The following is a 15,467-nucleotide window of genomic DNA, read 5'->3' on the forward strand; positions in this document are numbered from 1 at the left end:
CAATGATTTCGCAGACATCCGAACGTGACCGTCGACGGCGCGGGCGTAGGGCCGAGGCCGCACCGCCTGCCAATCGTGACGTGAACTATCGCCAGCTCAGGAACCCGTTCCCGTTGATGGAGGTTTTCCCGGCGGATCAGATTGCGGAGATGCACGAAACCGCTTTGCGGACACTTCAGGAGCTTGGGGTCAAAGTCCTGTTGCCTGAAGCCCGGCGAATTTTCGCGCAGGGCGGTGCACGTGTGGATGAAGACCGTGAAATGGTTTTCATCGGGCGCGATATGGTTGAAGCTGCGGTTGCATCGGCCCCCAAATCGATTGACTGTCGAGCGGGCGCGCGCCAACGAGACTTTACGCTTGAGCTCGGCAGTCTTGTGTTTCAGCCCGGGGCGGGCGCGCCCAACGCCACAGACCTGGAGCGCGGCCGACGCCCGGCTTCCGGACAGGATTATCTGGAGTTCCTGAAGCTCACCCACCATTTCGACGTCTTCCAGATGATTTCGCCGCAGGTCGAACCTCAGGATGTGCCGACCCACCTGCGGCACTATTTCACCACGCAGGCGCAGATGGAGTTGACGGACAAGTTCCCGTTCTTCTACTCACGCGGGACGCCGCAGGTGATGGACTGCTTCGAGATGTTGTCGACCGCGCGAGGCCTGTCCGATGACGACTTTTGCGCCAATGCGCATTGTTACACGATCATCAACACCAACAGCCCGCGCACGCTGGACATCCCCATGGCGCAGGGGCTGATCGATTTTGCCAGACATGGCCAAATGTCGATCATCACCCCGTTCACGCTGATGGGTGCCATGGCGCCGATCACTGTGGCCGGAGCAATCACTCTGTCTCATGCCGAGGCTTTGGCTGCGCTGACCTTGACGCAGTTGGCAAACCCCGGCGCACCGGTCTGCTATGGGACATTCACCAGCAATGTCGACATGAAGTCCGGAGCACCCGCATTCGGCACACCCTCGCATTTTCAGGCCTCGCTTGCAGCGGGGCAATTGGCGCGGCATCTGGGACTGCCCTGGCGCTCTGCAGCCGGGTCGGCGTCCAATTCGAACGACGTACAGGCCGCCAATGAAAACCAGTTCGGGCTTTGGGGTTGCCTGATGGCCGGGGCAACGGTGATCATCCATTCTGCGGGCTGGCTGGAAGGCGGGTTGACCGTGTCGTTCGAAAAGATGATCTGTGACGCCGAAGTGCTGAACATGGTGGCCGAGTTATGCGCCGGTGCACAGGCCGGAATCACCGAGATCGGATTCGACACAGCACTGGCTGAGGTTGAACCCAGCGGGCATTTCTTTGCAACCAGCCAGACCATGGAGCGATACAACACCGCGTTCTATGAACCGCATGTGCATGACTACGCCAATTTTGGCACCTGGACCGAGCGTGGCTCCGAGGACGCCAACCACCGGGCGACGGGGGTGTGGAAGGATGTTCTGGCCAATTTCAAAGCACCAACACAGGACGACGATCGACTGGGCGCGCTGCACGAATTCATCGCCCGGCGCACAGAGGGGGGCGGCGCGCCGCCAGAGAGTTGAATGAGCACGAAACCCATCCTTCACCGTGATGACCCCGAAGCGGAACCGCTGGTCGGTAACGTCAAGGTCACGCGCGACGACTGGCTGAACGTGGCAATGGATGTCCTAATTTCGGACGGGGTTGATCAGATCAAGGTTCTGAACCTGGCCGAACGGATGGCCGTGTCTCGATCCTCGTTCTACTGGTACTTCAAGTCCCGGCAGGAATTGCTGGATGCGTTGCTGTCCCGGTGGCAAGCCACCAACACGGCCGCCCTGATTGCCCAAGCCGAAGCCCCGGCGGACACGATCACAGCCGCTGTCTGCAATGTGCATCGCTGTGTGGTGAATACAGGCTTGTTCGATACCGCGCTGGACTTTGCCGTGCGGGATTGGGCGCGAAAGTCGGGCAAGGTGCGGCGCGCGCTGGATCAGTCTGACGAGCGGCGGCTTCAGGCGCTGCACGCGATGTTTGCCCGCTACGGCTATTCCGAGATTGAGGCCGAGACCCGCGCGCGTGTGCTGTACTACATGCAGATCGGATACGATCTTGCACAGCTTAACGAGCCTATGTCCACGCGGATATCCATGGTTCCGCATTACCTGTACGTTTTCACCGGGGTCGAACCGAAACCCGAAGAAGTCAAAGAATTCAGCGCCTACTCCAAGCGCTACTGGAAAGGAGACCCATCATGAGCAAACCTGACGCTATTATCATCGGAACAGGTGTGATCGGCGCGGCCATAGCCTTTGAAATGGCTAAATCGGGTTGGAAAACCCTGTCGCTGGATCGCAACAGCCAGGTTGGTCACGGATCGACCGCCGGGTCCTGTGCGATTATCCGGATGCATTATTCGACCTTCGACGGCACAGCCTTTGCATGGGAAGGATACCATTACTGGCGAGAGTGGGCCGAATATCTGGGCTTGCCTGAAGACGGCAATCTGGCGCAATTCCGCGAGACGGGCTGTCTGGTGATGAAGACGGACGCCAATGGCATGCTGGAAAAGCACATGAAGAACAGTGCCGATCTGGATTGTCCGTTCGAAGAATGGTCGGCTGAGAAAGTCGTTGAACGGTTGCCGGTTTATTCTCTGGACAGTTTCGCCCCTGCGCGCCGCATGGACGACCCGCAGTTTGGGCAGCCGAACGGACGAAAGATGCAGGGCGGTGTGTTCTGGCCGCAGGCCGGTTATGTCACCGATCCGGCCCTGTCGGCGCAGAACCTGATGGACGCGGCCAAGCTGCACGGGGCAGAGGTGCGCACCGGTTCTGAGGTCGTCGAAATTTTGACCAAGGAGGGTCGGGTCTCAGGCGTCAAACTGGCCTCGGGCGAGGAAATCCACGCGAAGGTCGTCGTGAATGTCGCAGGCCCCGGTTCAGCGATCATCAATAAGATGGCGGGCGTTCTTGATGACATGACTATCGAAACGCGCCCGCTGCGGCAGGAAGTGGTGCATGTGCCCGCGCCAGAAGGGTTTGATTTCGAAAACGATGGCACAATCGTCTCGGACAGCGACATTGCCTGTTACTGCCGCCCCGAACACGGCAACCACATTCTGGTCGGTTCGGAAGACCCGGAATGCGACCCGCATCAGTGGTGTGAGGATGACGTGCACTACAATCACGATTTCACCGATCAATGGACTACTCAGGCCATGCGCTATGCGCAGCGGGTTCCCAGCCTTGGCATTCCGTCCAAAACGCGTGGGGTTGTTGACCTGTATGACGCGTCGACCGACTGGATTCCGATCTATGACAAATCCAGCCTGCCCGGATTCTATATGGCCTGCGGAACCAGCGGGAACCAGTACAAGAACGCTCCGATCGCCGGCAAGATGATGACTGCCCTGATTGACTATTGCGAGGGAGGGGCCGACCACGACGCCCAACCACTGCAGTTTGAGCTGCCCTATATCAAGCGTTCGATTGACGTTGGATTCTACTCGCGCAAGCGATCGATCAACGAAGAAAGCAGCTTTTCGGTTCTTGGCTAGTCAGCGCCCTTACATGTTTGCGTCTTCCTGGCCTCTGCTATAGCAGGGATCAGGAAGACTAAGCACACCACTTTCGCGCGGGAAAATCCGGCTCTTTTCTCGCCTATGGATTGAATCCCGGTGCTGCCAGCGCTGATACCCTTTTCGGAAGCCGGGCGTCGTTTCAGTTAGCGAACTTTACCCAGGCCCAGACCATGGCGATATATGTCAGGTTGTGCATGCACTGATCCAAACCAGCTGCACGCCAAAAAGCGGCCTGGCTTGGTATCAGCTGTTTCTTGTCAGAATAGCTGGCTTTGGCAAAGTCGATATTGAAATGGACGATCCATTCCAGCGCAGCAATGATCAGAATAAAGGACCAAGGCGCGCCAAAGATCAGAAATACAATCACTGACCCGACGACATGCACGCCCGCGTGCTGCGCGCGGCCCCAGTGAAAGTACTCACCGCGACCGGACAGCATTTTAGGCGTCTGGAGGTAATAGTCCGCAAACATATGTTTGATCTGCAATAAGCAGAGCATCAAAAACACTGCGCCAAAAGTGGCAGTCAAATTTTTCCTCCCGATATCGTCCTGTTGCGAACTTTAGGGGCTAAACCGGGATGGCGCAAATGAACTTGTTCACACGTGGCGATAATCTGAGCAATTTGGAAACTATTTGCGTCTTCGGCCGTGATTGCGGTAACTTCGGGCAGTTGGATTTGCGACACTTTCGTCAAGATCGGATCGGTGATCCATAGCAGGGGCAGGTTCCATAGAACGCACGATTTTCCGATTTATTTGGAAGTTTTCAAAACGCGAGCAGTTGATCCTGCTGGCCGTGACGTCCACGTTGTTTCCTCTGCTTTACCTGACCTTGGAATTACCCAAACGCATCATCAACGACGCGATTGGTGCAGCCAGCCCCGTGGTCGATGTGTTAGGCTATAGCCTGCCGCAGACCACATTCCTGATCATCTTGTGTCTCGCTTTTCTGTTGGCCGTGCTTGCGCATGGGCTGATGAAAATGCGCATCAACACCATGAAAGGTGTGCTGAGCGAACGGATGCTGCGCCGGTTCCGGTATCAGTTGATCAGCCGCGCCCTGCGCTTTCCTCAGCCCTATTTCGAACGTGTCAGTCAGGGCGAGATGGTGTCGATGATCACCGCCGAAAGCGAACCGATGGGCGGGCTGATGGGAGATGCGATCAGCCAGCCGGTTCTGCAAGCGGGGCAGATGATCACAATCCTGTCGTTTCTGTTTCTGCAGAGTGTCTGGTTCGGTCTCGCGGCCGTTGCGCTGATCCCGTTACAAGCCTGGTTGATCCCGAAGTTGCAGCGCCAGATCAACCTGCTGAACAAAAAGCGTATTCAGGAAGTGCGGATACTGGCTGCGCAGATCGGTGAGAACGCAGCCGGAGCCTCGACGCTGCGTGCGAACGGCGGGTGGCGCTATCGCCGGGCTATGATCTCGGAACAACTGGGGCGGCTGTTTGGTATCCGGTTCGAGATTTACCAGAAAAAGTTCTTTATGAAGTTCATCAACAACTTCATTTCGCAACTGACGCCCTTCATGTTTTATCTGGTTGGCGGCCTTCTGGTGCTGCAGGGGTCGGTATCGCTTGGTGCGCTGGTTGCGGCGTTGGCGGCCTACAAAGACCTGAGCTCGCCCTGGAAGGAACTGCTGACCTATTACAACCAGACACAGGACATGTCGCTGCGGTGGGACGTTGTAATCGAGCGTTTCGCCCCACCCGGTATGTTGGATGAAAAGCTGTTCGAAGGCGAACCCGACACGCGGCCACATTTGAATGGCGACATTGTTCTGGATCGGGTCTCGGTTCGGGACATGGACGGAAATCATGTTCTGGACGATCTTGACCTTACTTTTCCGGGTGGGAAAAACATTGGTATCGCCGCCCCCAGCGAAGAGGACAGGCGCGCCGTTGCAGAGTTGTTGACACGGGAAATTCTGCCGAGCTCGGGCAAGGTCGGGATTGGCGGCGAAAGCCTGTCCGGCCTGCACCAGAGCGTCGTGGCTGCGCGCATCGGCTACGCATCTTCGCGTCCTGTCATGTTCAAGGGCACGCTGGGCGACAACGTCATGATGCCAATGCGGTTCAAGCCATTGTCGGCCCCTGCAGATGACCCCGATTTTGCCGAGACACAGCGGGCGGGAAACAGTGCCGATCCCTTCAATGTGAACTGGCTTGATCCATCTCTGGCCGGTCTGAACAGCCCGGCTGCATTGCGGGACTGGTGGCTTAATCTGATCGACGGTATGGGATCGGGGGCCGCCCTTTTCCAGCGTGGGGCTGAACAGGCCTTCGACGCCAAAGAACACTCCGAACTTGCGGATAAGCTGGTTGAGTTGCGCCCTTTGGTTCAACAGGCGGTGCAAAAGGCCGGGTTGGAACAGCAGGCGCTGGTCTTTGACCGCGGTTCATACAACCCGGCATTGCCGGTTGCAGAAAACCTGCTGTTCGCCACCCCTCGCGTGCCAGTCACGCAAGAGCTTCTGGCGCGCCAGACCGTCTTTTTGGGTCAGCTTCGCGAATTGGGGCTGGATGAAACTCTGGTCAGCCTGACCCGGGATGTGATCGAAATGCTGCGCCAGATATTTGGCCTTGATGGCACGGACCATCCCCTGTTCCGCAAACTGGGGCTCGAAGCGCAGACTTACGAAGCTGCGATGGAACTGGTCGAGCGGACCCGGAACGAGGGCGTGGCCGGGTTGAACGATGACCAACTGGCCAGCCTGCTGGCCGTTCCGTTTGTGATCTCGGCCGAACAGATCGGACCTGCGTTCACGGACGAACTCAAGAATCGCATACTTGAACTGCGTCACAGCCATTCCGAAAAGCTGCTTGATCGCCTGCACGGTGTCTTTGTGCCTTTGACAAAAGACGAATTCGCGCCCGGGCTGACCGTTATGGAAAACGCATTGTTCGGTAAGGTCAGCCAGATCGGCGGCGCACGATCTGACGAAGTGCGCAAACTGATTGTCGATGTACTTGACGGGAACGGAGCGCGCCCGCTGGTCGTTGAGCTGATCTATGACGTTCCCGTGGCTCTTGGTGGTCAGAATTTGCCTGCGGTGTTTGCAGAACCTCTGGCCTTTACCCGCGCGACAATCAAAAAACCGGACATTCTTATCCTGGAAGACGCGCTGGCCAGCTACGACATGGCAACCAAGGTCGCAGTTTACAAAAACCTCCGTTCGCTGCTGCCGGATACCACGGTGATCTACCTGAACGATCAGTTTGAAAACCCGGACGTATTCGACATGTATGTCGAAATCCGGCAAGGTCGGGTGGTCTCGGACGAAGGACCTGCTGAAGTGGAAGAAGACAGTGCAGCCTCAGCCGATCTGGCGCGTAAACTGCGTGCGCTGGAACAGACGCCGCTGTTTTCCGGTCTTGACCGCAGACAGCTGCGCCTGCTGGCCTTTGGTGCGCGCTGGTTCGATGCGAAGCCCGGCGAGATCGTCTTTTTGAAAGACGACCAACCGACCGATGGCGCCTATGTCGTGCTTGAGGGAGAAGCCGGGCTGTATCTGCCTCAGATGGAAGGACCGGATCAATTGATCACCAAGGTCGGGCCGGGTGCCCTGGTGGGTGAGCTGGGGCTGATCCGCAAAGAGCCGCGCGCACTCAGCATGATTGCGGAAACTGAACTGTCCTGTCTGCGGATCGGCGAGGAAGAATTTCTGGCCGTCGTCGAAAACGATGCCGCGACCGCGTTCAAGCTGTTGCAGGTGATTGCAGGCTATGTCTCCAACTAAGCGTCGGGTTTGCAGAAAAGGTCATACAGCAGCCCGATGACCTGGGCCGTGTTCCCGTCCTGAAGCGAGTAATAGATCGTCTTGCCGTCTCTGCGTGTTGAAACAAGCCCTTCTTCTCGCAATCGGGCCAACATCTGACTGACGGCGGCCTGACGGATTTGCAGCAAGTCTTCCAGTTGACTAACCGACTTTTCACCGTCGCCCAGATGGCACAAAATCATCAGCCGACCCTCATGTGCCAGCGTTTTCAGAAACGCCGCCGCCCGGGCAGCACTTTCTTGCATGTCCGCCAGGTTTTCCGGGTGTGTGCCCTGAATGTCTTTGTCTTTAGGGGTCACGCGCGTCCTGTCTGCAACTAGGAGTCGGCACAATATGCCCCAACACAGGCGCGCTTGTCACCCCTCGGTCGCTGGCGCGCCGCCCTGAAAGGCATTCCCGTCGACATAGTCGCACGGCTCCTCCTGCATTTGCAGGTGCAGGCCATCGCCGGTGTAAGGGCGCGCGCGGGCAAGTTCCTCATCTACCTCAATTCCCAGACCGGGAGCGGTTGGAGCAGTCACGAATCCGTCCTCGACGCGCAGCGAGCCCCTGATGAGTTTGTCGTGAAACGGCGTTTCAATGGTCTCCAGCAGCAAGAGATTGGGAATCGAGGCGGCAAGATGAATGTTGGCTGCCCATTCGACCGGCCCGGCGTAAAGATGTGGTGCCATCTGCGCGTTGAACACTTCGGCCATAGCCGCGACTTTCTTCATCTCCCAGATGCCGCCTGCGCGGCCTAAGGCAGGTTGCAGAATTTCCGCAGCGCCTGCGCGCAAAACGGCCCCAAATTCAGCTTTGGTTGTCATGCGCTCTCCGGTCGCTACGGGGATGCGGACGTTGTGCGCGACGCGGGCCATATCCTCGATCATGTCCGGGGGCGTGGGTTCTTCGAACCAAAGGGGGGAGTAAGGTTCCAGAGCCTGACCCAGACGAATGGCGCCAGCGGTATTGAACTGACCATGCGTGCCGAACAGCAGATCGGCCCTGTCGCCCACGGCCTCGCGGATTGCTTTGCAGAATGCCACCGACATTGAAATATCGGACATCGCGGGCATATGACCGCCGCGGATCGTGTAAGGGCCAGCCGGGTCGAACTTGACCGCCGTGAACCCCCTCCGCACCATTTCCGCCGCGCATTCCGCAGCCTGATCGGGTGAGGTCCAGAAATCGGTCAAATCGTGCTGAGGCAGGGGGTACAGATAGGTATAGGCCCGGATGCGCTCATTCATCAGGCCACCCAGAAGGGCATAGACAGGACGGTCCCGATCTTTGCCCAGAATGTCCCAGCAGGCAATTTCCAGCCCCGAGAACGCGCCCATCACGGTCAGATCCGGGCGCTGGGTAAAGCCGCTGGAATAGGCGCGACGGAACATCAGCTCGATATTTTCGGGGTTTTCGCCCAGCATGTGCCTTTCGAATACGTCCCGGATAACATGGCGCATCGTCTCGGGCCCGACCGAGGAGGCATAGCATTCGCCCCAGCCCGTTATCCCGGTATCGGTCGTCACCTTGACCAATATCCAATAGCGCCCGCCCCAGCCCGGAGCAGGTGGCGCGGTGACGATGATGTCGAGGTCCTGCAGTTTCATACGATCTCCTTCCCTCCGGTGGCCTTAGCCCCTGTCGAATACGATCACATTGCGTTTGGCAGTTCCGGTTTTCGTATCCGCAATCGCCTCATTTATCTGCGACAGGGACCAACGGCCCGAGATCAGTTCGTCCAGTTTCAACCGGCCCTGTTCATACAGGTCGATCATCCACGGAATATCGCGCTGGATGACCACATCCCCCATCTTGGACCCCACAATCCCCTGACCCAGCGCGGCCAGGATAACCGGCTCATAACTAGCCATATCGCCGGAATGGGGCATTCCGATCATGATCGCCTTGCCGCCGCGTCCCAGATAACGCGGCGCCTGATCATAAGCCGGGATGGCACCAACGGTGATCAACACCGCATCCGCGCCCCGTCCCCCCAACGCCTTGTAAGCGGCTTTCCATGGTGCCTCTACGCTTGCCAATACGCCATGGGTTGCGCCGAATTCCCTGGCGATTTCCAGCTTCTCTTCGGTCATGTCGACGGCCACGATCCGCCGCGCGCCCGCAAGGCGCGCGCCCTGAATGGCGTTCAGTCCGACGCCGCCTGAACCGATGACCACTACATCCTGCCCCGGTCGCAGTTTCGCTGCGTTCACCGCAGCACCGACCCCGGTAATCACACCGCAGGACAAAAGGCTCGCCACGTCTTTCGGCAGGTTCTCGGGAATTTTCACGATCTGGCGGTAGCTGACCACGACTTTTTCCGCAAAGGCACCGCAAGCCATCGCCTGTTCCAATGGTTCGCCACTCGCGGTGCGCAGGGGGCCGTTGATAGTGTCATAGGGCGTTTCGCAGATCGTCGGCTTGCCGCCTGCGCATGAGGGGCAGGACCCGCAGGCGCGGATCAGGGTGACTACGACCGAATCGCCGACCTGAAACTCACCCACCGAGTCGCCGGCTGCGGTGATCACCCCTGCGGCCTCGTGCCCGTAAACAGCAGGTAAATGCCCGCCCCACGCGCCGCTGGCATACGTGATGTCCGAGTGGCAGATTGCAACCGCATCCAGCGTCACCTCGACTTCACCCGCGCCGGGAGGCGCGATCAAAACGTCTTCGATGACCAGAGGTTCGTTAAACACCCGGCAGACGGCGGCTTTGATGGTTTGCATGATTTCCCTCGCTCCCTTTCTGCCACGGTGGCGCGGGAATTTGAGGGCCGCAAGATGGAAACCGTCATGAATGCGTCGTTGTTACGCTACGACTGGGCGCGAACGCAAAAACAACGCGAATCCAACAAACATCAGCAGCATGGCCAACAGGAATGGAGCGCCGGGAAGATAAATTGCCGCCTCTGGCCGCGCGAATTGTGCGAAGACGCCCGTCATGACCAATGGAGAAATTACCATTGAAAGCGCGTTCAGAGAGGTGAGAACACCCTGCAACTCTCCTTGTTGCGAATTCGGTGTTGCGTGGGACATCAGGGCCTGCAGGGCAGGGGAAACGACAGCCCCTAGCGCGGTGATCGGGATCAGCATGAGGGCAACAAAACCGTTGGTCAGAAAAGCCAGCAACAGAAAACTGAAAATCTCGAACAACATGCCGTAGATGATCGTGACACGCTCACCCAAGTGCCTGGTCGCGGGGCGGATCAGGCCGCCTTGCACTGCGGCCATCCCAATGCCGTAGACACCCAGCGACAACCCGATCATTTGCGGTGACCAGCCGAACCGCTCGATGGTGAAATAGGCCCAGATCGCGGGATAGACGTAGATAGATACCGAATAGAGGAAATAGACCCATAGCATAGGGCGTATGCCGGGCAAGGCGGCGATGGCGCGCAGAGAATTTACCGGGTTGGCGCGCCTCAGGCTGAAAACCCGGAGCGTATTGGCAGTCACCGTTTCCGGCATCACCAGAAGACCGACCAGAAAGGTTAGCGCCGACAAGGCTGCCGCTGCCCAGAAAGGCGCACGCGTTCCGTACTCGCTCAGCAGGCCACCGATAACGGGCCCAAGCACAAAGCCGACCCCGAAGGCAGCGCCCAACAGGCCGAAATTCGCGGCCTTTTCATGTGGTTTGGATACATCTGCCATGAACGCCGCAGCTGTGGCGTGGGTGGCGGCAGTGATGCCGCCGACGATACGTCCCAGCAACAGAAGCCACATGCTGCCGGCGACCGCCATCACCATATAGTCCAGGGACATGATGAACAGTGACACCAACAGCACAGCGCGCCGACCGTAGGCGTCGGATAGATTTCCCAGGATGGGTCCGAAAACGAACTGCATCGCGGCGAAGGCGGTGCTGAGTATTCCACCCCATATCGCCGCATTGGCCAGCGTACCGCCTTGAACCTCAACGATAAGCTCCGGCATTATTGGAAGCACCAGACCTATGCCCATCGCATCGATCATGACCGTGCCGAGAACGAATAGAAAAGGCAGACGCATACCAACCGCTCGAGAGTTTTGCCGGGACCTTATCACGCTCGGTTGGTGTGTGAAGGGCCGCTCGTCTGAGCTTACTCTGCGTGAGGTGGCAGTTTCTGTTCGAGGTCGTTCAGGATTCCAGCCAGATGTCGGGGCTGCGCAAAAAACGGTGAGTGAGAGCTGTCGATTGTTCGCCGCAACCCCTCTGGGGCGATGTGGCTCATCTGCTCCTCATACTCAGGTGGGATCGTCCGGTCGTCCGTGGCGCGGATATACGCTTTGGGAACGCGCGCGAAACGTTCGGTCACAGGCAGCGGCGTCTCTTGCGGGGCGATGGCCTGCGGGCACAGGCGCGCGAAGGCGTAGGGCACGGTTTCAGGTGGGCAATCGTGGTAGAACAAATCTTGCACTTTGTCCGGCCTGACTGTGTAGGACAGGCCGTCGGTGGATTTATCGATCGCGTCCACGATCATCTGCCGTGGTGCCTGCCTGCGCATCTCAGCCATGGACAGCCCGTCCTGCGGAACATAGGCGCATAGGAAAATGAGCGCGCGCGTTGCCTCTGGGTTTGCCTCGGCGGCAGCACTGATTGGGAAACCGCCCCAGGAATGACCGACGATAATCGTCTGACGCGAAGTCGCCGCCAGCACTGCATCACGACAGCTGTCCAACGTGACATCCGTAATCGGCGTAGGGTCAGAACCATGGCTCGGCAGATCAATGGCGCGCACGGTATGGCCAACAGCCTCAAGTGCCGGGATCAGGTCGCGCCAGCACCAGGCACCGTGACAGGACCCATGGACCAACAGGAAATCTGCCAATTTCTTGCTCCTTCAAATATGTCCGATATCGGCCAGAAAGCCACGCAGCAGGGCCGCGTATTCCGCCGGTTGTTCAACGCAGGGCAGATGACCAGCCCGGCGCATCAGCTCAAACCGCGCACCGGGGATCAACTCGATCGTTTCGCGCACCAGATCCGGCGGCGTCGAGCCGTCCTCGCTACCCGCAATGCCCAGTGTCGGCAGACGAAGGCCGCTGGTCGGGGTATAGAAATCCGTGCCCGAGATAGCAGCGCAGCACCCCAGGTACCCCTCTACCGGTTGCCGGACCATCATATTGCGCCATAGCAAATAATCTGGGGACGCGCGGAAGTCACGGGAAAACCACCGATCCATGGTCGCATCGGCCAGCGCATCGATGCCGCCTTTACGTACTGCGTTCATCCGATCTTTCCAGATCGACGGCGTGCCAATCTTGGCGGCCGTGTTTGACAGTACCAGCCCCCGCACCTGATCCATGCGTTTGACAGCCAGCCCCTGCGCGATCAGGCCGCCAATCGAGAGGCCGACAAAGACACTGTCCCGCACCCCCAGGTAATCCAGCAGAGCCTCGGCATCACGGATCAGCGCGCCCATTGAATAGGGGGCCTGGGGCTGCGACGACAGGCCATGTCCCCGCTTGTCATAGCGGATGGCCAGTAACCCTGCCGGAAGATGGGGCAACACCGCGTCCCAAAGGCGCAGATCGGTGCCCAGTGAGTTGGCAAAGACAATCGGCGCACCATTCGGATCACCGTCGATCCGGTAATGTAGCTTTATGTCCCCAAGGTCCGCGATTTGCATGACACAATCCCCTGTCGTCACACGTCAAAGTATCAATCTGACCCAACTCATAAGTATTGTCAGGTCAGGAATTCCAGCGCTTTTCCAAAGACTTCCGGGTCAGCGTTTCCCCCAGATGCCACAACGATCACCACATCGCCTTCGATTTCATCCCTTCGAAAAAGAGCCGAGGCAAGAGATACCGCTCCGCCCGGTTCCAGCACGATTTTCAGGCGCAGGAAGGCCTGTGCCATGGCGTGCATCGCCTCTTCTTCAGTGACCGACAAGCCAGGCCCACACAGACGGCGTAGGATCGGGAAGGTGATTTCTCCAGGCTGAGGCGTCAGGATCGCATCACAGATATTGCCTGCGGCGGCGTTGTTGTTCAGAATCCGGCCCGCAGCAAGGGACCGCTTCACGTCATCGAACCCTTCAGGTTCGCATGGGCGGGCACGCAGGCCAGGCGCGTGCCCCTCCAGCGCCAGTGCAATCCCCGAGGTCAATCCACCGCCACCGCAACAGACCAGAACATCAGCTTGATCGACGCCCATCTCGGCCGCTTGTCGCGCGATTTCCAGCCCAGTGGTGCCTTGGCCTGCGATCACCTGCGGCTCATCATAGGGTCGGATCAGGGTCAGGCCACGCTCCGCCGCCAACGCCTGGCCGATCTCTTCCCGGCTTTCATTCGCGCGGTCGTAAAGGACAACTTCACCCCCAAGCGCACGCGTGTTGTCGATCTTTAATTGCGGCGCGTCCGATGGCATGACGATGACTGAGGAGACCCCGTGTTGTGCGGCGCCATAGGCCACGCCTTGCGCATGGTTGCCCGAGGAATAGGCGATCACGCCCCGCTGTCGGTCCGCTTCGCTGAGCGCCGAAATCGCCGACCACGCCCCGCGAATCTTGAAGCTGCCGGTGTGTTGCAGGCATTCCGGTTTGACCAGTACCCGCCGCCCCGCCAGTTCATCCAGAAACGGAGAAGACAGAAGGGGCGTTTCCCGAACATAGCCCTTCAACCGCCCGGCGGCGGCTTCGATCCTGTCCAATGTACTCATACGGCGTCCAATACCTTGCGAATGAGGTCGAGCGACTGCGGTTCGTCCAGAAAAGGAACATGCCCACGATCCGGAACTTCTGCAGACATAAGGCCGGGATGGCGGTTATGCATTTCGATCAGCGTTTCTTTGCCAAGAATATCCGAATTCTCGCCCCGAATAGCGCCGGTCGGGATGTCGCGCAGAGCTTCGAAGAATGCCCATAAGTCCGTTGCTGAACCAACCGCAGCTTGTTCCAGCAGTGACGTGCGCAAGGCCGGATCATAGCGCAGCGTCAGACCCTCAGCCGTCTGATCGTACTGGATTTCCGCCTGTTGCCGCCAACGGTCTAGAGTAACACCCGGGAATTGGGGCTCCATCAGGTGTTGCAGAGCTTTGGCCGCGTCGTCATAGGTTTTTGAGACCGGCTGCTTGCCTACATAGTCCATGATCTTGGCAATGCCTGCTGGTTCAACCACCGGACCGACATCATTCAGAATCACGCCGGACAGCCGCTCGGGGTGGCTGCCTGCAAGTGCCATGGCGATCAGACCGCCGCGCGACGTGCCCAGGACCACCACGCGATCCAGTCCCAGATGATCCAGCAGCTCGATCGCATCTTGGGATTCGCGGAGGACGTTGTAGTTCAAATAGTCCGGGTCATAATCAGACTTTCCGCGCCCCCGGTAATCCATCGTGATCAGGCGCAGACCTGTGACATGCGGTGTCAGGAATGAGAAATCCCGGCTGTTGCGAGTCAGCCCGGCAAGACACAGCACGGGGACTCCGGTTTCAGTGTCTTCGAAGTAGATGTTCCTGTTATCGGATGTGGTGAAAAAAGCCATTAAAGTCCAGCCATTTGAGGGATGGTTGTGAGGTCGGACAGTACATGTGCCGGCTTCCATGGCAAGCGGTCCATCGGCTCGCCCGCCCGATTGACCCAGGCTGAGACGAATCCATAGCCGCTGGCCCCGGCTGCATCCCATCCGTTTGAGCTGACGAACAGAACCTCGTCCCGGGGGCAGCCAAATCGTTGCTGCACCAGATCGTAGACGTAGGGATGGGGTTTGAAGACGCCGACGGTTTCGACCGAAAGGACGTCATCCAGAACAGCACCGATGCCTGCCGATTGCACCGCGCCATCCAGCATTGGTGGCGATCCGTTTGAAAGAATAGCGGTTTGCAGTCCCCCTGCCTTTAGCGCCGCCAGCATCTCGGGGACCTCGGCATAGGCCTGAAGCTCCCAATACAAGTCCAGCAGACGCTGACGCAGGGTCGCGTCGCCCTGCAAGCCGGTGGCCTCAAGCGCCCAGTCCAGACCATCTTGCGTTACATCCCAGAAATCGGTGTGGGCGTCGGTGATCGCGCGCAGCCAGGTGTATTGCAGTTGCTTCAGGCGCCAATGTTTGGCCAGATCCGGCCACTTATGCTGCAAAGCCTCAAAACCCGGCTCTGCCGCGGCTTGACGCGCAGCGGCGGCGACATCGAACAGCGTGCCATAGGCATCGAAAACGCATGTTGTGATTGGCATC

14 protein-coding genes are annotated in these 15,467 nt (G+C 58.7%); 4 read left to right on the forward strand and 10 right to left on the reverse strand.

Features of this window, described 5'->3' with window-relative positions:
- Nucleotides 1-2 precede the first annotated feature (2 nt).
- Genes GOX66_RS08350 through GOX66_RS08360 form a run of 3 tightly spaced genes read left to right on the forward strand, consistent with a single transcriptional unit; the run spans nt 3 to nt 3,529 of the window.
- A complete protein-coding gene (locus GOX66_RS08350) occupies nt 3-1,553 on the forward strand; it encodes a trimethylamine methyltransferase family protein (RefSeq protein WP_170761524.1) in 1,551 nt (516 codons plus the stop codon).
- Nucleotides 1,554-2,228, forward strand: a complete 675-nt coding sequence (locus GOX66_RS08355; protein ID WP_170761526.1) for a TetR/AcrR family transcriptional regulator — start codon at nt 1,554-1,556, stop codon at nt 2,226-2,228.
- Entirely contained in the window at nt 2,225-3,529 is a 1,305-nt protein-coding gene (locus GOX66_RS08360; RefSeq protein ID WP_170761528.1) for an NAD(P)/FAD-dependent oxidoreductase, read from the forward strand. The genes GOX66_RS08355 and GOX66_RS08360 overlap by 4 nt, the downstream gene beginning before the upstream one ends.
- A 163-nt stretch (nt 3,530-3,692) precedes the next feature.
- Here the strand turns inward: GOX66_RS08360 and GOX66_RS08365 are convergent, their stop codons facing one another.
- Nucleotides 3,693-4,052, reverse strand: a complete 360-nt coding sequence (locus tag GOX66_RS08365; protein WP_170761999.1) for a DUF3307 domain-containing protein — start codon at nt 4,050-4,052, stop codon at nt 3,693-3,695.
- Between the two features lie 244 nt (nt 4,053-4,296).
- Here GOX66_RS08365 and GOX66_RS08370 point away from each other — a divergent pair, with 244 nt between their 5' ends.
- Nucleotides 4,297-7,293: an ABC transporter transmembrane domain-containing protein gene (locus GOX66_RS08370; RefSeq protein ID WP_170762001.1), complete on the forward strand. Its 2,997-nt coding sequence runs from the start codon at nt 4,297-4,299 to the stop codon at nt 7,291-7,293.
- On the opposite strand, the gene GOX66_RS08375 is transcribed toward GOX66_RS08370, so the two are convergent.
- The 9 genes from GOX66_RS08375 to GOX66_RS08415 form a co-directional block, all read right to left on the reverse strand.
- Entirely contained in the window at nt 7,290-7,577 is a 288-nt protein-coding gene (locus tag GOX66_RS08375) for an ArsR/SmtB family transcription factor (RefSeq protein ID WP_170762003.1), read from the reverse strand. The two genes, GOX66_RS08370 and GOX66_RS08375, sit on opposite strands and share 4 nt — an antisense overlap.
- Nucleotides 7,578-7,688: 111 nt before the next feature.
- Nucleotides 7,689-8,921, reverse strand: coding sequence for a mandelate racemase/muconate lactonizing enzyme family protein (locus tag GOX66_RS08380; RefSeq protein ID WP_170761530.1), 1,233 nt, complete (start codon nt 8,919-8,921; stop codon nt 7,689-7,691).
- Nucleotides 8,922-8,945: 24 nt separating this feature from the next.
- A complete protein-coding gene (locus GOX66_RS08385) occupies nt 8,946-10,040 on the reverse strand; it encodes a Zn-dependent alcohol dehydrogenase (protein ID WP_170761532.1) in 1,095 nt (364 codons plus the stop codon).
- 81 nt (nt 10,041-10,121) lie between these two features.
- Complete coding sequence (locus GOX66_RS08390; protein ID WP_170761534.1) at nt 10,122-11,321, reverse strand: TCR/Tet family MFS transporter; 1,200 nt, start codon at nt 11,319-11,321, stop codon at nt 10,122-10,124.
- A 71-nt stretch (nt 11,322-11,392) separates the two neighbouring features.
- On the reverse strand, nt 11,393-12,121 hold the full coding sequence (locus tag GOX66_RS08395; protein ID WP_170761536.1) for an alpha/beta fold hydrolase: 729 nt from the start codon (nt 12,119-12,121) through the stop codon (nt 11,393-11,395).
- Nucleotides 12,122-12,133: 12 nt separating this feature from the next.
- Nucleotides 12,134-12,922: a 3-oxoadipate enol-lactonase gene (pcaD, locus tag GOX66_RS08400; protein ID WP_170761538.1), complete on the reverse strand. Its 789-nt coding sequence runs from the start codon at nt 12,920-12,922 to the stop codon at nt 12,134-12,136.
- A 59-nt stretch (nt 12,923-12,981) separates the two neighbouring features.
- On the reverse strand, nt 12,982-13,956 hold the full coding sequence (locus GOX66_RS08405) for a threonine ammonia-lyase (RefSeq protein ID WP_170761540.1): 975 nt from the start codon (nt 13,954-13,956) through the stop codon (nt 12,982-12,984).
- Complete coding sequence (locus GOX66_RS08410) at nt 13,953-14,780, reverse strand: alpha/beta fold hydrolase (RefSeq protein WP_170761542.1); 828 nt, start codon at nt 14,778-14,780, stop codon at nt 13,953-13,955. The genes GOX66_RS08405 and GOX66_RS08410 overlap by 4 nt, the downstream gene beginning before the upstream one ends.
- Nucleotides 14,780-15,466: a haloacid dehalogenase type II gene (locus GOX66_RS08415; RefSeq protein WP_170761544.1), complete on the reverse strand. Its 687-nt coding sequence runs from the start codon at nt 15,464-15,466 to the stop codon at nt 14,780-14,782. The genes GOX66_RS08410 and GOX66_RS08415 overlap by 1 nt, the downstream gene beginning before the upstream one ends.
- Nucleotide 15,467 lies beyond the last annotated feature (1 nt).

Origin of the sequence: Ruegeria lacuscaerulensis (assembly GCF_013031245.1) — a bacterium.
In the GTDB taxonomy this organism is placed as follows: Bacteria; Pseudomonadota; Alphaproteobacteria; order Rhodobacterales; family Rhodobacteraceae; genus Ruegeria; species Ruegeria lacuscaerulensis_C.